Source organism: Pirellulaceae bacterium (genome assembly GCA_029243025.1).
Classification (GTDB): Bacteria; Planctomycetota; Planctomycetia; order Pirellulales; family Pirellulaceae.
Genome location: JAQWSU010000060.1, coordinates 16,212 through 37,011, shown reverse-complemented (window position 1 = coordinate 37,011; position 20,800 = coordinate 16,212). Strand labels below are relative to the sequence as shown.

Here is a 20,800-nt window from a genome sequence, read left to right as displayed (position 1 = left end):
GCATCGTGAAAAAGAGTTCAGAATTGGCCAGCGTTGCGGACGCGAGGCTCGTCTCAGAATCATTTCAGTGATCTTGCCAGATTTCGAAAGCGAATTGCACCAACGGTCGCAATCACCAATCCTAAGGCGATCAAAAACCAGCCACTCACAAGTGGAAACCATCGATCGCTGTAGAAACTAATCGCCGTTGCCCCCGTGGCGGCAAGCATCATGGCCGTTCTAACATAAGCCAACAAGGTGCGTTCGTTGGCTAGTACCGTCCGATCCAAGGCAAGACGGTCACGCAATGATGATTCAGTCGTTTTTTCAACTTCCGGCACGCAAAAAAACCCTTCGCCATGGTCACAGCTTTTCAGTGGAACCGCCTGATCCAACATCGGTTCAAGTCCTAACGAGGCCGCAACAATGCCCAGCTCAAAGGAACAGCTTACACGACCCCCGCACCTTAACGCGTTCCGCCTGCACTCAATCGCCCGCACTCAATCGCCCGCACTCAATCGCCTGCACTCAATCGCCTGCACTCAATCGCCTGCACTCAATCGCCTGCACTCAATCGCCCAAGCCCCCCGAAAAAAAACGGGAGGCCTCAAGACGAGGTCTCCCGTTTCAACATTAAGTATCAGCGCCGCGACTACGACTTACGAAGCCGAAGCATCATGAGCGAACCAATCAGCAATAACAGGATGCTAGACGGTTCAGGAACGGCTGCCGTTGCCGGATTTGGACCACCGGGTTTTTCACCGACGTTGTAACCTGCGTTACTGAACGCTTCGACAAGGTCACCCGAATCAAAAACGCCGTTTCCATCCCAGTCACCCTGCCCCCATGTGGCGGCCTGGGTGGTTTCATACTTCGCAGTAGCAAAAACCGCCACCAAGTCGGAACTGTCAAACGCACCGTTGAGATTTGCATCCCCCATCCAGGTGTTCTTCAAATCGTTGACCCAAACCCGTCGGTCAGTCGAATTGACAACTCCGTCATCGTTAAGGTCGTACGAAAGATCGTTATTAGCAATACCTACAGAGGCCTGCAAATCCAAGTCATCGGCATCCAAAAGACCATTGCCGTTGTAATCACCTGTCAAGGCAGCACCGAAGATCAACTGCCCCGTCGCAGCATTGAATGACCATTCTTGAGAGGGATCGCTTGAGGAGATCACGGGAGTCCCCGTAATCTGATCCGCATCGATAATTTGGAATGCATCTCCCGCCTGCAAATCACCGGTAGCGTTCACAATCACGTTGACGCCATCGACGTCGAGCATCGTGGTGTAGACGTTCTCGTCCTTATTTTCTAATACAAAACGATCTGCCTTATCCGTATCCCCATCAATTTCGAATTCCCAACCAAGCGAAACCTCGGTGAGTTCACCCACCAAATCACCGCTCAACAGTGGTTTGATCGAGGATCGCAAGTGGCTGTCGGGGATAAACATGTTCTCAGCGTCTTCTTCAAACAACGGATCTTCAACAAACTCAGGGAACCCTTCGGCGCCACCCAGTCGCTGCCCCGCAGGAGCGTTGGCATCGTAATCCCAATAGATGACTCCGCTGTCGCCGCCGCCGCCTTCCGCAATGTTGACTTCAATGGCCAACCACTCACCACCATCGGCGATGTCGAAATCAGCCTCACCGTACCCACCGCCTCCGTTGTTGCCATCACGGAGCGGTGTCGTCCAATTGTTGTCGTCAATTAAAATCTCATCGGGATTGTCGCCCGCAACACCACTTTTATCGATGTCAATCGCTAAGTAAGTGAAGTCATCGACGCCATCAGTGAAACGATAAGAGCCCGATTCGGGTACCAGGAGTTCACCCTGTGCCTTTACCGTGTAAGTATCGTTATTGTCCGCTTCAGGATCCCAGGCCGGAGCAATTTCCTCCGGATACTTGACCAGATCACCAAAACTCTCCACGCTTCCTGTCCACCAAGTCGCACCATGTCCCGCTCGAAAAACGGGTACGGCGGGATCCGATTCCAGGGCCACCGAATCGACGCCTGCTTTGCTACCTGGGTTTCCTTGAGCATACCAAGCTTGAGCCAAACCAGCCTGGTTGGCATCACCGGGACCGTAGACCGGGTTTTCGAGCCGAGTCGAAACGACTTGATCTCCAATGGTTCCGCGGCCGGCAACCGGCGTCGGCAAAGCCAAGCAAGCACCCGGAGCACAGATTTCGATACCATTCAAGGCTGCGCGGAAAAGATCGGGCGTGGTGGCCTGAGCCTCAACAGTGAGACTATCACCGCTCAATCCTGGAAAGACGAGATAATTTCCTTCCTCGCCTTCGATGTACGTTCCGTCAAACGGCCCGGTCTGAAGATTGTCCTGAGCGACGGTGACGCCCCCAGCAGACAATGTGTAAGTTCCGCCTCGGCCGTTCACACCTCCCTGGACATAGACAAAAACATCAAACCCGCTGGAAAGCTCGGATGGCAAATTACTAATACTTACTTCGGTGATTGACGTATCCGACGTATCCAGATAGCCCAGCATCAACGCCCGATCGTTCCCAGCGGGCGCACTGTTGTTCGCTTCCCCACGTCCGTCACTCGACCAAGTGTTGTTGGAAGCCCATTCGACTTCGACACCAGTTCCTACCTCAGTTCCATTCGCGTCTATGAAAACGTCTTCGTAAATATCACCCGCCAGTTCCAGATTATTCCAATTCGCAGTTCCGACCACACCAGCTGGCCCCTCAATGACACCCTCGAGACCGCCGTTGGGCTCATCGGCGCCAAAATTGAGGCCAATACTTATGCCTGTCGGCGAAGCATGGACGGAGGCCGCCCAGATGACCCCAATCATGAATACCCAACATTTCTTCATCACGCTTCCTCCTGAGAATCCCATGTTTCGCCTGTGCGCCAAATCGTCAGTATTGATACGGTGCTTCAGGACACAATCTACTCGTAAAATCCATGAAATCAACGAATAAGGTGCACAAACAAAGCACTAATCGACAATTCGTCTGGCAGACTGTTTTTGGACGCCCTAGAGCCAGGACAAATCCGTTCGTTTCATCGCGATGCCAATGTTCATGGACAGACCAATATAAGGAAAAAGTCAAGAGATCCCAACGCTTGTCAACGCTGCCGGCAGCGTTGACAAGCGTTGGTCCGCACGCAATTCGGGCCCAGCTGACCGCAAACAACTGCCGTTGGAAACGTGTTTAAAATAGGTTACGCTCACCGCACCGGAGAGCGGGAAAAACGCTGGCTGATAACAGACAGGGATCGGACGTATGCAGCAGCTGCTTCAGAGGTTCCTCGACACTCTTAGTCGACAAGCGACTAAACGCGAAGTAGGGCGAATCGCCGCCTATCTGAAGCAAGAATTACAGATCGACCACATTCCCCCATCGGTGATTAGTCGATTTCTTGCCTCAGACGTTGGCCGAACGGCACCCTTACGACTCGTTCGAGAACGGACCCAACTGACGAAGGCGCTCTATGGCTGCCTGACAGGAAGGGACGCAAGAGGCACAAAAAGTCTTTTGCCACTTATCCTCTCCAGTTCGGAAGAATTACCAACGCCGATCTTGGCCCAAGATCCAACAATTCGCAGCCGATTACGCCAAATGCTGGAATCGATGACAGCTGATTTCCCGCCAGGGCAACGTCTGTTATTTGATCATGTATCGAAAACGGGGGGCTCGACGATTACCGTCGCCTTGAACTACCTCTTTCCATTTCACTGTGTCTCAAACCGTCTGGACTTATTAACCACAGTTGATCCGAGTCGACAAGAATGGGCCGAATGGGCTCGCTGGCCGATCCTATCCGGCCACGTTGGGCAAATTCATCACCATTTCATCCCTGACATCGAACAACGTCAGATCTGCACGCTTATTCGGGATCCAGTCAGCCGCACCCGCTCGGTCTACACTTGGTTACGATTCAATATCAAACCCGCTAATCCCGCCTATCATGAGCCGACCATAAAAGCGGCTCGAGAGTTGGGTTTTTCCGAATTCATCCGCTGCAAGCAAGTTCAATATCGGTTCCGCGATAAGCAATTTGAGGTTCTTTCGGGAAACCTGAAGATGGCTGACAACTGTTCTGCAGCAGAGTCGGCGAGGGCAACACTGGCTGCGTACGATCTGGTTGGCGTCACCGATCAATTGACAGATTTTTTCGACGCCCTACTCGTTTTGCTGCGAGTTTCCATTGCCCCACCCACGGAAGAGCTAATCAACCGTGCTTATCGGAACAAATCATTGAATTCGGTCACCGTATCGCCCAAGGACGAGGCGTACCTACGAGCGCTGAATCCCATCGATTCCCAACTCTACCAGTTAGCAAAATCCAAGGTGGAAGCTCGGACACACCAAGCGAGATCAGCGGCCTAACCGGGCCTGGATCCGGCGCCTTGTTTTTTTTGCCCGGGTCCGAAATCGCTCAGACAGCGCAACGATGGCGACAATCACGATTTAAAGAAAGAAAAAAGAAAGTGGAGACGAGGGGGCTTGAACCCCTAACCCCCGGCTTGCAAAGCCGGTGCTCTCCCAATTGAGCTACGTCCCCGAGTATTCGCCCGTCATCGACATGCGGCGACTTGCGAATCTGCACTCCAAAGTTTACAGATCATAGCATTTCTTAGCAAGCGGTCGCCAGCAAAGCACGGTCGACTTCTGTAATCTTTGCTCGAAACGCTTCCGATCTTCCCGAAGAATCCGATTAGACAACCCGATCAAGCCAGGAAGACGATAAGCTTGAGAGCGACGAGGATGAATCCGACAGTGTCGGCAAGCGACTCCGTTGCCAAGCCATCATCGCAGAATCAGACTTTACCGACTCAGGCTCATCTCTCGGAAAGTGCACAGGCAAAAAGAAGCGGCGACAGTCGGCTATTCATCAAACGATCGCCAATTCCGATAGTGGGGCATCATCGTTTCATGCCCTTGGCTGTCACGTAACATCAGTGTGATGTCAGCTGAGATCGAGATTCTCGGCTGGTCCGACTCACTCGCGGTTGTGGAGTGCAACGTCTTCGAAGGAAAGATGTAGATTTCGTCTTCCTTAGGTTCAATCGAAACGTTGTTCCAGGTGAGCATACTGGGGCGATCGATAAAGCCTATTTCCGCCTTGGCGGGAGTAAAGATGCCGCGAGATAGTTCATTGGGGTGATTGTAGGTAATGAAATTGATGCCGCCTGATCCTGGTGGTTTCTGCAAATAGTAGGCGAAGCTAATGTTTGACTGATCGTGCGAATGCTCATTAATTTTTTCGCCACGGCGCGTCACCGTCGCCCACGAACGTTGAAAATAAAAGTCGATCAAATCGTTATTCATACCCAACTTGGTCGTGTAATCCTTCACGGCCTCCGCAATCCGTCGATAGAATTCGCGAAATTCGTCCCTTTGAAATAAGAACTCAAAACCGGAGGTATCCCCGAGCCAAGCACTGTGCGATTGTTCCTTGCTCGCAGCCGTTTCCATCTCCAAAATCAGCTGAACCAGTTGACTTTTGTACTCGGGGGATAGCTCCACCGAAGCGTGATAAACGGAGAGTGGAAAAAGATGGATAAAATTCGACATACCGAACCTCAGCGCAAGGGAAATCAAACCGGAGTGGAGTGTACCACATGCGCGAGTCGAGTCTACGCGAGTCGAGTTGCTGGCTCGGTCTAAACCGAGCGATTTTCTTCGGCGATTAGCAGATCAAGATCAAGATCCTCCATCGCTTGATCCGAAGACGAATTCAAGAATGATTGGTCCGAGTCAAACACCGCATCGCGCGCCTCGACCTGGTCTGCCTGCAACAAGGGACGACGGGAATCCCGTGCATCCTGCCAGGCGGAGTTTTCTGCGGACGGGTCCGCCGTCGAATTCTCCCGCTTGTCATTTCCTACCTGAATGGTCAGATCCGGGAGCTGAGATCTTACATCCCCCACACCTCGGGTCGCAGCGAGAACCGCTCCGGCTTGGTAACTTCCGGCCTGGAAGGCAACGATCAGATCACTCGAATCAAAATCCCCATCGCAGTTCCAATCACCTTCCGACCAAACCGAATTGTCGGCGATTCCGTCTTCATACTCTCCCCTCGCAAAAATCTGCACGAGATCGCTTGAATTGAAGACTCCATCTGCGTTGGCATCGCCGGCAGTGGTTTGCAAAACCGATTCAACCAGGAAGAGAACATCCGCCAAATCGGTGCTACCGTCTTGATTGAGATCGTAAACAAGATCGGCCGTCCGAACGCCGACGCAAACCAGATCGATGTCCTCTGAATCCGTATTGCCGTCGCCATTCACGTCTCCCGAGACTGGATCCACATCAAAGTCAGTTTGCCCGGGACTCGGCGTTGCGGCCACCCAGCTGTTGGGGAAGCTCCCAAAACTGGTAGTTGTCACACGTGTCAAGGAGGTGCGAGTTCCGTTGGCGTTGGGCCAAGGGGCCACCACATCGTAAGTGACTTGATCCTCCAACATGTTCGGTATGTAATCGGGGTCCTCGGCCGGTGGTGAATCCGGTCGATCAAGGCGAACAGATTCACCTTGATCGTTGAGTTGGCCGTCATAGCCACCCACCAGTTTCACTGACGCATCCAGTTGGTAGTGCGCCCGGAAGGCTGCGGTACGATTGACATTTTCGGGTTTGTCAGGATCGAAAGGAATAACCAGCAGAGCCTGTCCTGCAGCTAATTGCAAACCGGCATCGAAATCGTAATCAACACCGCCTCGCATGCGCCAATCGGTCAAATTGATCGGGAGGCCGGTGGAATTGAAGACTTCGACAAATTCCAGGTCATCGGTTGTCATCGACCGATCGAGCACGAGTGCTTGAATGGAGACAGAACCCGGATTGTAATTCAACTCGCTGATAATAACGGGCCCCACACGAGGAGCCGAATTCGTGGCACCCAACGTGCGTTGCGACATCGGAGCAAACACACCACTGCCATTTGGCAAACGGCCAATCGATTCACCATTGGGAGTCGCCCCAAAGTGCACATCGTCAGCAAATTCCGAGGGCTGTCCACCCTCCGCCACAACCAACCAGACATCATCACCGCGTGCACTGCTCAGCGCAAAATCATTTGGGCCCGGATTGAGAGGTGTTGGATTAAAGTCGTTTTCGTCAAACACCAAATACTCACCGGCTGCCAACACCGTACCGTTCGCAATCCGGTACTTCAGCATATTCTCGCTGGAATCGCTGAGATACCATCCCCCCAAATCAATCGCCGTCGATGTATGATTGAAAAGTTCGATTGAATCCGGCGGTGTTACGGGCGGATCCGTGTGGGCCAAGATTTCGTTGACGACAACTCCCAGCGGTGCTGCATCCGTCCCCCCCGGAGATCCGTTGAACATCACACTTGCTCGCCAATTGCGAGGATCATCCAAATTGCCATCTCGATTCACGATCTCAAGCGAACTGCCATTCCCATCGGCGCGGCCAGGCCAAAGCCCACTATCGTTGTAAGCGAATTGCTGAATGATCGCTCCATCATAAGCCAATAGGGTGAGCTGTTCTCGATTGTTGCTCAACGAACCATTCCACTCTCCTGCAACTGGAGCTCCTTTGCCGTAACGAGCTGCAAAAGCGTTTGCATCCTCTACCACAATCAATCGTTCACCCGGCGCGAGGGTGTTGATCGAACCCTTGGAGAAATCAAACGCAACCCCTTCTTCCTCACCTTCGTAATCTGCCACTGCCAAACGGGAGCCTGTTAAAACCAGCGGCTGGTCACTCACATTCAACAATTCGATGAATTCAAAGTCGTCGTTATTGTCGAAACCAAGCAACTCTTCTGCCGCTGTCGGGTCAGAAGGATTGTAGTTAATTTCACTAATCACCAGGTTTCCAGCAGCTGCCGGCGGGTCATTAAAGTAGACGGCCGTGGACGGTGCTGACCAATCGTCTCCCGTCGCCTCATATCCATTCCGTGATGATCCGTGGCCGGATTTGTAAACGCGTGCTGTGATGCGGGTAAAGCCGTCGATTGAAACGGGTACCGTCGCTCTGATTGCTTCCGGCCGAATCGCACCGTTATCACCGCGTGGATCACTTCCATCCAACGTGTAGTAGACGGTGCCCTGCGATGAACTTAGCGACACTTTAGCGCCAACCGAAAGCTGGGAATTGGCTTCACTGTATTTAGGTGGGTCCATCCATTTGGAGTCGATCCAATTGACTCGATCTTCGATCCAGTCTTTGAGATGTCGAATTTCTCCCGCAAAGGTGCTGTAGCGGGAGCCAGACCAACGACGATAATCGCGGGCAGCCGCATCTGAAATTTCTGCGGCATGTGCATCGATCGTGGCGTAGACATTCTCGAGACTCAACTCGTTTTGACGGAGTTCTGTCCAACGGTCGATATAGCCCTGCACAAAATCGGCGTCGTCGAACATATCAGGCCACCAAGACATGACGCGATCGCTGTCATTAAAATAACGCGTCGAGTCTCCGGATCCGTACCAGGTTCGCGGATTGTTGTCACGACCATCGGTCGAATCCAACGACCGATCAAAATCCCAGATCGGACCAGCGACCAGCTTACCTTCCGCCGTCTTGTGATAAAACGAACTCAGCCGCATCGCATCGACATTCATGGCAAACAGATTCAGAATATTGTGATCGATGAAGCTGCCAACGTCGGAGTATTTTTCATAACCACGCAGCGGATCACCTGCGTTCGCTCCAGACGCGGCTCGTTTCAGATCGTTGATCCAACCATCAATGTGTCGCCGCTGGGCGGAAGTTGTATCATCCGGATCGACATAAGCGCTGCCTCGGTCATTCTTCCAGACAAACCCACCATTCACGGGCACCCCGCCAGCACCTGTTGAGAGCAGTTCCACGTCGACGCGATCATCCCCCTGCTCAATGACTTCCATAATCGCATACAAGCCAACGTAGTCAGACGAGCTAACAGTTCCGCCGTTGCTATTCAGATACATCTCGACCCAACGCGTTCGAGTAGCATACTGCCCGATCTGATTACTCAAGTCATACATCAACGGGTTGGCGACCAGCGAGCGATCATACTGCCCCGGGCCATAAAAAATCCAGTCGGCCTCTTTCGGCATTCCCAGCACTTGGTACTTCTGATCCTCGTCTCGCTGATCCCAAAGCTCCACCCGGTATTGTTTCTTGGAAAAGCCAGCTGAACTGGAACCTCGCACATGTATTCCTGCCCGCGTCTCGACATCGAATTCACTGGTCAGGGATGCTTCACCGTTTTCACCTGGCTCAATAATCCCGACAAATGCGTCACCAAAACTCGAGCCCCTTCCCGGCACCCCATCACCAAACGTGTCAACAATCACGATGGGTAGATTTGACGTATCGTCAGTCACACTTCTGGCCAGTTCAATATACGACTCACCAACGACAGTGCTGGACTTGCCATTGGGCGCCACCGAAATTGCGCGCAATTGTGTGGTCGAATCAATCGTAATGGGTCCCGAATAGAGCGTTGAAGACGTTGTTGGTGATCGTTCGTTTAACGTGTAACGCACCGAATGAGTAGGAAGTGCAGGGCTTAATTCGACGACGATCGACCCGGTAAACGTCTGACTCGAATGGCTAATCTGAGGTGCCTTAGGCACGTCATTCGCATTATTCTCGCCGGGAGTAGGTGACGCATAGAAACGTTCCGTACCGATCTGATCTACTCCGTACGCAATATCTTCACTCTGAACGGGCAAATTGGTGAGCGAAAATACCACTTCGCCCTCTGCGTCGGTCAAGGCAAGCTCAGCTCCAGAATTGCTGGCCAGCTGGAAGTTGGTATGCAAATTACCTCGCTCATCTAATCGGCTATCGCGGATATCCAAACCAGATGCAAACACCACCAGATAACCGCGAGCCGCAATCAGAGTACCTGCTGGAATTTTCCATTGCCGTGGCTGTCCCAAATCATCGGTGATGTGGAAACCGCCAACATCCGCCACCGTCGCGGTTGGATTATGCAATTCGATCCAATCCGGAGTCAGACGGTCGCCTCGGAAAGAAGCGGTCGGCGTGGTTCGTACTCGTGTTGTCAACGTCGTCGCATTGTCAGCAACAAACTCGCTGATCTGCAAAGGCGGAGTTTCCGTCGTAGTAAACGACAACGAATCGGTCCATTGGCTGCCTAATGAATTCTGCGCACGGGCTGAGAAAAAATATTGACTCGTTGGATCTAGATCACTCGCGGCCGCAGTGAATGTTCCACTCTGGACCCCAAGCTCGATCGATTCATCCCAGCTCCCCTTGTTCGTGCCGCCATCATTGTCGCCGTAATAGACGGTCACAATCGGCGCATCGTTACCCGTATTGGTGATTCGCCCAGTCAATTCAGCTGCAAACGCCCCCACATTTTCGGCGGGTAAGATTTGCAACTCTGGCGGGCTAGCGCTCAAGGTCGTGAATGACGGGGAAGAATCCGCCCAGTCATTTCCCAGACTATTTTCAGCAAAGCTGCGATAGTAATACGTCGTGGCCTGATCTAACCCATCCAGAATCGCAGAAAACTCACGACTCGCTTTTCCCAAGTCGAGTGAATTCTGCCATTGTTGCGAATTAGTCCCGCCGTCCGTCTCACCATAATAAACGGTTATCTCAGGAACTTGCCCACCCGTGGTCGTGACTCGACCGCCCACCGTGGCCTCAAAGGCCATCACCTCCGAGGCGATCAAGTTTTCGACGGCTGGAGGTCCGGCCGGAACGTTTTCGACAAGTCGGATTCCGGAAATACCGTAGCCTTTACTGCCATCCGCCTCCCCACTGCTATTAATTTGTGTCGGCACGGGCCCAGTGTACTGGGTGGAGGTCACATGAAAGGTACCGTCCGCTCCTGGATCGATATCCAGCCATTGAGCCACATAGCCCTCGCCCGAAGATGCATTGTTGCCCGTCCAGATCGCTATTTGATTGGAGGGCAAGCCACTTCGTACCACGCCTGGTCCCGTACTGTGATCAGCCGTAGCAGACACCGCCCCCTGCAACTCAATCAACGTCCAACGATCCGTGTAACCACTGTTACCGCGAATTGCAGTTCCGGCAAACTCGTAAGTCGCCCCCGCATCAAGATTCTCGAACGAATATTGATAAGCGTCGCCCGAAGACACCTCAATACTTCGTTCTCCCCCCGCAGAAAAATCAACAAAGCCATCAAATATCGAATGGGCATCCGTCCCCGAGGCGGGTGGCGATCCATTACCACCAAAGTGCACTCCGACCTGGGAGGTCGTTAGCAAAACTTGAGTCGCTTCTCCTGTTTCAACGTCAACCAATGGACCGGCTGAATCTCGGCCACCCACGTCCGAGTAGAAGGTGGTGTTTTCGTTCGTGTCGCCACTTGAAAACAAACCGTTGAACGCAGTGAAACCCGTCAATAGATTTCGGTTCTCCAAGGACTCGATCAGCCTAGGCTGGTAGCTCTTACGCAGTCTTCGTTGACGCCTTTTCATGTTTCCGCCTCGATTCTTCCTTCTGGACTTACCAACCCTCACTTTAGCTAACGGTCGTATTTCACGCCACGTATTGCACTCTGCTTATTCAACCAAGCGTTAACACCGCTTGGCGAAATGGCAACTTTGGTTGCGGTTACGAAACGTTTCTCTGGCCTTGAAGGCTAAAAATCGAGACTGCCCCCGTCCGCCAACCTGACTTTACCCCAAGCGTCCCAATCGAAATCCGATATCCGGCCCAAACTTTTCGCGATTCCTCACAAGGATTCTGAAACAACCAACCAACCGATTCCACAAAGGCTGCTCGCTTGTCGGTCTGACCATCATGGACGGCAACTGCTCGGGAAAGAAGAGCTTTCCTGCACGCTCAGACGCATCGCAAGTCAACCGTTTTCCATCCTCGGGTTTCATCACTGCAAGAGGCCCGATCATCCCGTCTGAGCTCCCTTCCAGAAAGAGTTTGTATTGACCCGTTGTCACAGATTGCGTATCAAACAGCAGCATCGCTGGCTAGGTTTGGCAAAGGAGTGAAAACGTGGCCAAAATTCTTTTGATAAATCCAAATAAATGGGGGCGAGGAATTACCCCCATCTGGATCGCGTCCCACGCGGCAGCCCTCCAAGAGGCCGGGCACGAGGTCGACTTGTTCGATGCAACGTTCTTTCGGCACTGGACGAATAATGAACTGGCCTTCAACACGGCCAATCTCCAGTATCGTCCAACGTCTTACGAAGCTCAGGTAGAATTCTGTGAGGATGACGTCCACAAAGCCCTGCAAGAAAAAGTCGAACTTTTTCAGCCCGACCTATTATTTTGGTCAGCCATTTCATCTCACATTCACGGAGAAGGCGAATATGTCAACGTGCAATATGGTTACGATCTGATCCGCGAACTCGAAACCAATGCCTTGCGTGTGGCCGCCGGGTTACAAGCCACCGCAGCGCCCCAATTGATTCTCGATCGATTCCCACACGTCGATTTCCTGATTGCTGGAGAGTCCGACCTCGCGCTCACTCAAGTCGCATCTGCCGTCCCCAATCGGACAGCAATCCAACAAATCCCGGGTGTCATTTGGCGAGATCCACAAGGGCAAGCGTTGGCGAATAAGAGACAGCCGATCATCTCGGATCTTGATGCGATCGGCACCTACGATTACACCCTGTTTGATCCACAGGTTCTGCTAAGACCCTACAACGGCCGAGTTGTAAAAGGCGTGGATTACGAACTGTCGAGAGGCTGTATCTTCACCTGTTCCTACTGCGTCGAAACAGTCATTCAAAAATATTATGGCGCCAATCAGTCCAGCCCCACCTCCGGCGCGTTACTCCAACCGAAAAAGTATCTGCGTAATAAAAGCGCAGCACGAATCATGGAGGAACTGACCTTCTTGCATGTGGGCCTGGGCGTTGAGCTAATTCGTTGCCAAGACACAAATTTCATGACCATCAATCGTTCGCTTCTCAAGGAACTCGCCGCGCGACTTGAGAAATCGGATCTGGACATCAAACTTTACATTGAGACACGGGCAGACCATTTGCGAGACAAAGATTTTCTGTTACTGAAACGACTTAAGGTGGATGGCATTGGAACCGGCATTGAGTTGTCGAGCGAAACGTTTCGTGAAGATCGTCTCAACCGTCACGCGGCCACCGATCGCTTGGTAGAGAACTTCGCCTTGCTGCGAGAACATGGAATTCGCCGCACAACCTACAACATCATCGGTTTACCTCAAGAAACGGAATCGATGATTCTTGATACGATTCGCTTCAATCAACTGCTGGACCCCGACAACATCACGGTAGCCTTTTACTCCCCCTACCTGGGTACCCCAGAAGCAGCCCGCGGCCAGCAGGAGAATTATTTTGACGATTATGAATACGATGTCGACGGGCAATTGCGAACCTGCAGCAAATCGGCGGTTATCAGCCCTCCATTGCTCGAGTTCTACAAAGCCAATTTCGTAACACTCGTGCGAGATGGTTTGGACCGCCTGGACGAATTAAAACAAAATCACTTCGCGATTTCCTAATCGAACCCGTGTCTGCCCCATCATTTTCGTAAAAGGGAAGCCCTTCGTGTCTTTCGTCATTGGTAGTTGGCCCTTGAGCGGCGACTTCGGACAGATCCAACTCGAGCAGATCGCGGAAACGCTACGTACCTGCGTGGAAAACAACTTGCTGGAATTCGATACGGCCCCCAACTATGGCAACGGGTTTATCGAATCATGCCTGGGAAAAGAGCTCTCGAAAAACCCGCAAATCAAAATCAACACAAAAGTGGGCAATCGTCCTTATCGGGGTAAAAGTTTCGCAACGGCCGATCTCATCGCCTCCCTGGACGAAAGTTTGAGACGTCTTGCAATCGACCGAGTCCACATCTTGTTTTTGCACAATCCTCGGAATGAGATCCACGATTATGAACCGATTTTGGAAATGTTCACGAGTCTGAAACAGGCAGGAAAAATCCAACAATCAGGAATTAGCCTGGCAAAACACCATCCATACCCTCAGGAATTGCTGACGCAGTTCGATGCCATCCAAGACGATACCAATCTGCTAGACTTATCGGCCATCAAGGGCATGAACGCGGGATCTCGCCCAAAATTCATGGCTCGCTCGCCACTTGCATCCGGCATTCTGGGCGGCCATGTCAATGCAGCAACACAATTCGCCCCAGACGATCACCGGTCAGGTTGGCTGAAGGGTGATCGACTCAAATCGATCATCAAGCGAGTCGATCAAATTCGCCAGCTATCCGATCTACCACTACCGGAACTCGCTTATCGATTTCTCTTGTCGCATCAGCAAATTGACCAAGTCATCGCGGGCGTACGCAAGCCGGATCATGTCAGGCAACTGGCCCGGCTGAAGGAAGCACCTCCACTCAATCCACAGCTTGAGAATAGCCTGATCGAGTTATGGAAGAACGATTTTGGCCTCGTTAATGAAGCCGCCTTGAGTTACTAAGTGTTGGGGATGCATACCAGCAGCCAAGTGGGTGAAGTTAATTTCATCAATCCAGTCAGCTGTAGATTTCTCGCAAAACAGATTTCTTGATTTTCCCAACGGATGTTTTGGGAAGTGACTCGACAAATTCAAATCTTTCCGGCAACCACCATTTGGCGACCTTATCGCGCAGGTGATCACGAAGTTGATCAGCAGTCACCTGCTGATCTGCATGGAGCACGACAACGGCCAACGGCCGTTCACTCCATTTCTCGTCCGGAATCGCGACGACTGCTGCCTCCAGAACACTCGGATGTGCAAGTAAGGTATTTTCGAGATCTTGCGAACTAATCCATTCCCCACCTGATTTGATCAGGTCCTTGAGTCGATCTTCAATTTTGACGCAACCGTTGGTATCGATCGAGACAATATCTCCGGTACGAAACCATCCGTCATCGGTAAATCGATCTGCCGTATCCGCACGTTGATAATAAGCTCGTGCGATCCAGGGGCCACGGACCTCAAGTTCCCCCATCGTGCTTCCGTCCCAAGGGACCAAACCAGCATCACCTCGCGCACGCACTTCAACAAAGGCTACCGGTGTACCTTGTCGAGCACGCCATTCGTACTGCTGATCTTGCCCGGCTTGATCTTGTCCCTCTCGCAACAGCGAAACCGTTCCAATCGGTGTTGTTTCGGTCATTCCCCAAGCTTGTACGAGCCGCAGTTGATGCCTCTCTTCAAAAGCCTGAATCAGGCTTTTCGCCAGAGACGCTCCGCCCACCACCAATTTCCGTAAAGCACTTAAATTATACTTCTGCGGGTTTGCATCAAGTTCTTGCAGCAAGCCGATCCAAATCGTTGGTACGCCCGCGGTAATCGTTACCTGTTCTTGCTCAAATGCCTCCAGCAGACAAGGCGCGTCAACATGCTGACCAACAAGCACCAGCTTCGCCCCCATCATCGCGGCAACATAAGGCAAGCCCCATGCATTCACATGAAACATGGGCACCACCGGCAAAATACAATCCTGTTCCCATACCTCCAAGCCGCTCGTTAACGCTGCACCCAGCGTGTGCAACGTGACAGCTCGGTGCGAATAGACAACGCCCTTCGGTTGACCGACCGTTCCTGACGTGTAACACATGGCTGCAGCGGAGCTTTCGTCCAACGCGACTTGCTGGTAAGCAGCCGGATCGACATCGGCTAACAGCAACTCATAATCAAACAGTTCACTTGGCAAGTCGCCATCCGACTCCCGAATCACAATGATTTGTTCGGGTTGGATTTGCTCGCGAAATCTGGCCAGAGTTCCCAACAGGGATTCATCCACAATCAAAACCTTATCTTGAGCTTGATTGACGATGTAGGCCAGCTCATCAGGATGCAATCGCAAGTTCAGAGTGTGCAGAACAGCACCGCCAATCGGGACACCAAAATAAGCCTCCAGATGTCGATAGTGGTTCCAACACAAAGTCGCCACTCGATCGCCCGACTTGATCCCTAAAGCGTTCAATGCCAGCGACAATCGCTTGGCGCGCTCGGCCATCTCGCCATAGGTATACCGATGCCATGATTTGTCGGCCAAACGAGTAACCACTTGGCGGTCCGCGTGAATTGTTTCCGCGCGACGTAAAATCATATCGAGCGTGAGCGGAACCTCCATCATTAAACCATCCATCGTAGGCCTCGACCGCAAAAGACACGTTCGTGAAAACGTGTTATCATATTTGATAATCCGTTGCGCCTCCAAGCAAAAACGTCGAACTCGGGGCAGAATAAAAAACCACCCTAAGTTCACAAGCGGAACATTCGACGCAGCGTGGCTGAATCCAATCACCCCATAACTGGAAGTCTGCCAGTGCATTGGCAACGACAATTAGCAACGAATGAGATCATTCTGATCGATGGCGGTACGGGAACCGAACTTCAGCGTCGCGGGGTCCCCATGAACGAGATCGCCTGGAGCGGCGCAGCAGTGCTCAGCCACCCAGAGGCGGTTCGCGACACCCACCTGGCGTATATCGCAGCAGGCGCAGAAGTAGTCATCGCCAACACGTTCGGTTCCACCCGCCAAATGCTTGAGCCGGCTGGGTATGGAGAGCGGGTACAAGAGGTCAATCAAAAGGCCATCAAGCTGGCAATTGCTGCCAGACAGGCCGCTGATCGTCCGATTGCCGTAGCGGGTTCCCTTTCCGCGATGCCTCCCAGTTTTAAACGGGATCAATATCTCTCCCCGGCAGAAGAACTTGCCTGTTACGAAGAAGCCATTCACGCACAAACCGAAGCAGGCGCCGACTTGATCGCTCTGGAAATGATGGATGACACCCATCACGCAAAACTGGCGATGCAGGCAGCATTGAAATCAGATTTACCGATCTGGCTGGGTATCAGTTGCAAATTAAACGATGGACGACTGGTCAGCTTCGGAGACACCAATTTGCCTTTAGACGAGGTGCTCGATTGTCTGATCCCCTTGGGCCCTGATGTCGTGAATATCATGCACAGTGATGTTGATACCATCACCCCCGCGATAAAGATGGTGCGAGAGCGATGGGAGGGACCGATCGGCGTCTATCCGGAATCGGGCTATTTCACGCGACCAGACTGGAACTTTGTTGACATCATTCCACCTGCTGAACTGGCAGGCCGTGCCAACGCCTGGGTCGCTGACGGTGTTCGCTTATTGGGCGGATGCTGTGGCACGGGACCGGACCACATTCAAGCTTTGCGGCAGGCCATGCCAGAATTGAACGCAGCTCGGTGAGCGTAACGAAACGTGCTAATTGCGTTCTTCATCTTGTCGCAACGCGCGAACTAATGAAACTCCCATCACGATAAAGATCGCGAACAGCGGCACAGACACAATTAACGACGCAAACTGCAAGGCCCGCAAACTCCCCCGGCCGGGCTCTCCCACCAACAATGCGGTCGGCAAAATCGCCAACGTGAGCGCCCAGAACAAGCGATGCCAACGAGCGGGAGCGAGATCTCCGACCAAGGAGCGGGATGCGCTGGCAGCCAACGCGTACGACGCCGAATCGTAGGTCGTCGCCAGAAATACCAGACTGATTAGACAGAAAAAAGGCACGATCACTTGGGAAACCGGTAAGCTGGCAATAACGGCAATAATCGCGGCTTCGGTTCCCTGGCTGGCTTGAACTGCCACGATCGACAAATCAGTTTTTGTTTCCAAGTAAAGCGCATAATTTCCCAGCACGATGTAGTAAATCGCACAACCCAAGCTACCGCACGTCAACGTTCCGAGTACAACTTGACGAAATGTGCGCCCACGGGAGATCTGGGCAATAAAGATGCCCATGAACGGCCCCACCGCAATCCACCAAGCCCAGTAAAACACCGTCCACTGTTCAACGAACATTGAATCCGTCAAGGGATCGGTCCAACTGTGCATGCGAATAAAATTCTGCAAGAGGAGACCAAGACTATTGGTCCCCATCTTGAGAATAAAAGCTGTTGGACCAACTATCCCGATGAACGCCAGCAGGACTAACGTCATCCCCATGTTGATATTGCTGAGCCGACGGATTCCTTTCTCAAGTCCCAGATAAACACTGGTCGCAAAAATCAGTGCGCAAAGGGCGGAAATAAGGATAATCAGAGTACGAGATTGTTCGATTCCAAAGATATGGCTGACCCCCGCGGCAATCATCGGCGTACCAAAACCAAGCGAGGTGCCAGCAGCCCCTAGCAGGCCGATCATGAAACAAAGATCAAACAGCTTTCCCAACGCCCCGTCGGTTTGCCGTCCCAAGACTGCATGACACGCCGAACTGACACGTATGCGGGGAATTTTCCGACAGTAGTACGCGTGCCCGATCGCCAGCGCAGGCAAACAATAGAAGGCCCAACCGGTCGGCCCCCAGTGAAAGATACCGTAGGTCGCAGCCCATTCGATCGCCTCGACCGACTTCGGCTCAATCCCAAATGGCGGCGCAAGATAGTAAAAGGTCCATTCAATCGAACCCCAATACAAAATACCGGTCGCCACACCAGCACAAAACAGCATCGAAATCCAGCTATAGTTTGAGAATTGAGGCGGCTCTTGAGGATCCCCAAGAGTCACATTTCCGAAGCGGCTGAAGGCGAGCCAGAGGCAGAAAATCAGCACCGCCGCCCCTCCCCACAGATAGACCACGCCAAAGCTATTCGTAATACCTTTGTAGATTTGGGTAATCATCTGTTCGCTCTCAGTAGGAAAGGCAAACAATGGCGCACAGACAAGGATTAAGATGCCGAGCGCCGCGGTAAATACGGTCCATTCGACTTTAGGCGAATTTTGCAAATTCAACCCCCTTCCACGATCGGAATCAAAGCATCAAGAACTTGATCCGGACATTCGTTCAGGAGCGAATGACCAGCAGCGGGAATCACGGTTTTGAAAGGTCGACGGAGCGCGTCGCACAATTCCTTGGTGGCACGCACCGGCGTCATCGCATCTCGCTCCCCCAGAACCAGGAGTACAGGGCAGTCAACCTTGCCAGCATCCGAAAGTCCCGTCGAATAGTTTTGACAAGCTGAAAGATCAGTAAAAAGCACATCTGGATTGGACCGCCTCATCAGCTCTGTACTGGAATTCAACATCCACAATCCGGGCGTTGGCGATCCACCCAAATGCGCTCTGGCGCTATGCCCCCAAAGGGTCAACAGCTGGACTGCCTCATCGTCATTTGCCTCCGCCATCGCGAGTAAAGAATCGCTGACCCGCATCGGCACTGCCGTGGCCACCATGGCGACAGACTTGACTTCATTCGGAAACTGTGACGCCATCGCCAAAGCAACCAGCGATCCCATGCTGTGCCCTACAATCGAAGCCTGTGAAATCCCTGCTGCCTTCATCACTGACCGCAGCCAATCGACCATTTCTGAAATTGACGGGAGTGGATCGCCTTGGGAACGACCGTGACCAGGCAGATCGACTGATAACACATTACGATTGTGGCGCGCAAAATAACGACCTGCCAACACCCAAATGGAATGATCTTGCCCCGCACCATGCACGAACACAACCGATTCACGACGGGGATCAATTTTTTGCCCGGCCGTGGAACAAAACACCTGCTGTTCATCAATGATTAGTTTCAAGCGAATCCCCTTAAACAGTCTGCCTCAACCTCAACCCGAATCGTTACGTCCGTTGCGAGGCACGTAGCCCGCGTTCGAGATCAACGAGCAAGTCATTTGGATCTTCCAATCCGATGGAAATTCGGATGAGTCCTTCCGTAATTCCCGCAGCCTTGAGAGCTTCGGCATCCATTCGATGGTGCGTCGTGCTGGCGGGATGAATCACCAGAGACTTTGCATCACCGATATTTGCCAGATGCGAAACGAGTTCGAGTCTTTCAATGAAGCGTTGCCCGGCCGCCCTTCCTCCTTTGACTCCAAAGCTAAAGACCGCCCCTGCCCCCTTCGGCAGCAGCTGTTTCGCCAGATCATAGTCCGGGTGCGAGGGTAACTCCGGGTAATTGACCCATTCAACCACATCCTGTTGCCCGAGAAACTCGACAACTTTGCGAGCGTTACTCACATGCCGCTGCATTCGCAATGGAAGCGTTTCCAGCCCTTGCAACACCAAGAAAGCCGTATGGGCACTCATACAAGCCCCAAAATCTCGCCCACCTTCATTGCGAGCCCGCGTAATGTAGGCAGCCGGGCCAAACTCTTCGGTGAATACCAAGTCATGGAACCCCGAATATGGCTCTGTCATCGCGGGAAACTTTCCTGATTGCTCCCAATCAAATTTACCACCATCCACTAACAACCCCCCTATCACAACACCGTGCCCACTCAGAAATTTCGTCGCCGAGTGAACGACAATATCAGCTCCCAGCTCCAAAGGCCGAGACAGATAGGGTGTGGTAAACGTGGAATCCACTAACAACGGCACGCCCGCTTCGTGCGCCAGCTCGGAAACTCGAGGAATATCGAGTACCTCCAAGCCCGGGTTACCTAACGTTTCACCGAACACGAGCCGGGTTTCCGGCCGAATCGCAGCTCGAATTGCATCAAGATCGCGCGGGTCCACGAACGTTGTTTCAATCCCGAAACGAGGCAACGTATGGGACAACAAATTGTGAGTGCCGCCGTAAATCGATCGTGAAGATACGATATGCGAACCCATTCCCATCAGGGTAACCAGGGCCAAGTGCAGCGCGGCTTGCCCACTGGCGGTGGCGACCGCTCCCACGCCTCCATCCAGAGCAGAAATACGTTCTTCTAAGACGGCATTCGTTGGATTCGTAATTCGAGAATAAACGTGTCCGGTACGTTCAATGTTGAAGATGGAAGCCGCATGATCTGTATCCCGAAAGACGTAAGAGGATGTCTGATAAATCGGTGTCGCGCGTGCTCCGGTCGTGGGATCTGGCTGCTGCCCGGCATGCAAGGTGAGCGTATCAAATTGATACGTCTTTGACTTCGACATCTGTGGCTC

The 20,800-nt window shown here is 52.5% G+C and carries 12 protein-coding genes and 1 tRNA gene; 4 read left to right on the top strand and 9 right to left on the bottom strand.

Annotated features, from left to right (window positions below):
- Window positions 1–59 precede the first annotated feature (59 nt).
- On the bottom strand, window positions 60–377 hold the full coding sequence (locus P8N76_28860) for a DUF202 domain-containing protein (GenBank protein ID MDG2385713.1): 318 nt from the start codon (window positions 375–377) through the stop codon (window positions 60–62).
- A gap of 254 nt (window positions 378–631) precedes the next feature.
- Window positions 632–2,827, bottom strand: a complete 2,196-nt coding sequence (locus P8N76_28855; protein ID MDG2385712.1) for a PEP-CTERM sorting domain-containing protein — start codon at window positions 2,825–2,827, stop codon at window positions 632–634.
- 415 nt (window positions 2,828–3,242) lie between these two features.
- On the opposite strand from P8N76_28855, the gene P8N76_28850 reads away from it, so the two are divergent.
- On the top strand, window positions 3,243–4,349 hold the full coding sequence (locus tag P8N76_28850) for a sulfotransferase family 2 domain-containing protein (protein MDG2385711.1): 1,107 nt from the start codon (window positions 3,243–3,245) through the stop codon (window positions 4,347–4,349).
- Window positions 4,350–4,451: 102 nt separating this feature from the next.
- On the opposite strand, the gene P8N76_28845 is transcribed toward P8N76_28850, so the two are convergent.
- From P8N76_28845 to P8N76_28835, 3 genes are all read right to left on the bottom strand, one after another.
- Window positions 4,452–4,524: transfer RNA gene (locus P8N76_28845), tRNA-Ala, on the bottom strand.
- A gap of 323 nt (window positions 4,525–4,847) precedes the next feature.
- Window positions 4,848–5,537: a TIGR02466 family protein gene (locus tag P8N76_28840; GenBank protein ID MDG2385710.1), complete on the bottom strand. Its 690-nt coding sequence runs from the start codon at window positions 5,535–5,537 to the stop codon at window positions 4,848–4,850.
- A gap of 89 nt (window positions 5,538–5,626) precedes the next feature.
- The gene (locus tag P8N76_28835; GenBank protein MDG2385709.1) at window positions 5,627–11,401 is read right to left on the bottom strand and encodes a lamin tail domain-containing protein; all 5,775 of its coding nucleotides are present in this window, start codon (window positions 11,399–11,401) and stop codon (window positions 5,627–5,629) included.
- A 535-nt stretch (window positions 11,402–11,936) separates the two neighbouring features.
- On the opposite strand from P8N76_28835, the gene P8N76_28830 reads away from it, so the two are divergent.
- Together P8N76_28830 and P8N76_28825 are read left to right on the top strand one after the other, a co-directional pair.
- Window positions 11,937–13,430 (top strand): radical SAM protein, encoded by a 1,494-nt coding sequence (locus P8N76_28830; protein ID MDG2385708.1) that lies wholly within the window; start codon window positions 11,937–11,939, stop codon window positions 13,428–13,430.
- A gap of 46 nt (window positions 13,431–13,476) precedes the next feature.
- Entirely contained in the window at window positions 13,477–14,367 is an 891-nt protein-coding gene (locus P8N76_28825; protein ID MDG2385707.1) for an aldo/keto reductase, read from the top strand.
- A gap of 55 nt (window positions 14,368–14,422) precedes the next feature.
- Here the strand turns inward: P8N76_28825 and P8N76_28820 are convergent, their stop codons facing one another.
- Window positions 14,423–16,027, bottom strand: coding sequence for a long-chain fatty acid--CoA ligase (locus P8N76_28820; protein MDG2385706.1), 1,605 nt, complete (start codon window positions 16,025–16,027; stop codon window positions 14,423–14,425).
- Between the two features lie 180 nt (window positions 16,028–16,207).
- Between P8N76_28820 and P8N76_28815 the strand changes: the two genes are divergently transcribed.
- Entirely contained in the window at window positions 16,208–17,113 is a 906-nt protein-coding gene (locus tag P8N76_28815; protein MDG2385705.1) for a homocysteine S-methyltransferase family protein, read from the top strand.
- Window positions 17,114–17,128: 15 nt separating this feature from the next.
- Here the strand turns inward: P8N76_28815 and P8N76_28810 are convergent, their stop codons facing one another.
- The 3 genes from P8N76_28810 to P8N76_28800 are packed head-to-tail and all read right to left on the bottom strand — an operon-like array spanning window position 17,129 to window position 20,791.
- Window positions 17,129–18,658, bottom strand: coding sequence for a BCCT family transporter (locus tag P8N76_28810; protein MDG2385704.1), 1,530 nt, complete (start codon window positions 18,656–18,658; stop codon window positions 17,129–17,131).
- The gene (locus tag P8N76_28805; protein ID MDG2385703.1) at window positions 18,655–19,452 is read right to left on the bottom strand and encodes an alpha/beta hydrolase; all 798 of its coding nucleotides are present in this window, start codon (window positions 19,450–19,452) and stop codon (window positions 18,655–18,657) included. Before P8N76_28805 ends, P8N76_28810 begins: the two co-directional genes overlap by 4 nt.
- Window positions 19,453–19,495: 43 nt before the next feature.
- Window positions 19,496–20,791 carry an O-acetylhomoserine aminocarboxypropyltransferase gene (locus P8N76_28800; protein MDG2385702.1) on the bottom strand — a complete coding sequence of 432 codons (1,296 nt, stop codon included), beginning with the start codon at window positions 20,789–20,791 and terminating at the stop codon, window positions 19,496–19,498.
- Window positions 20,792–20,800: the final 9 nt, after the last annotated feature.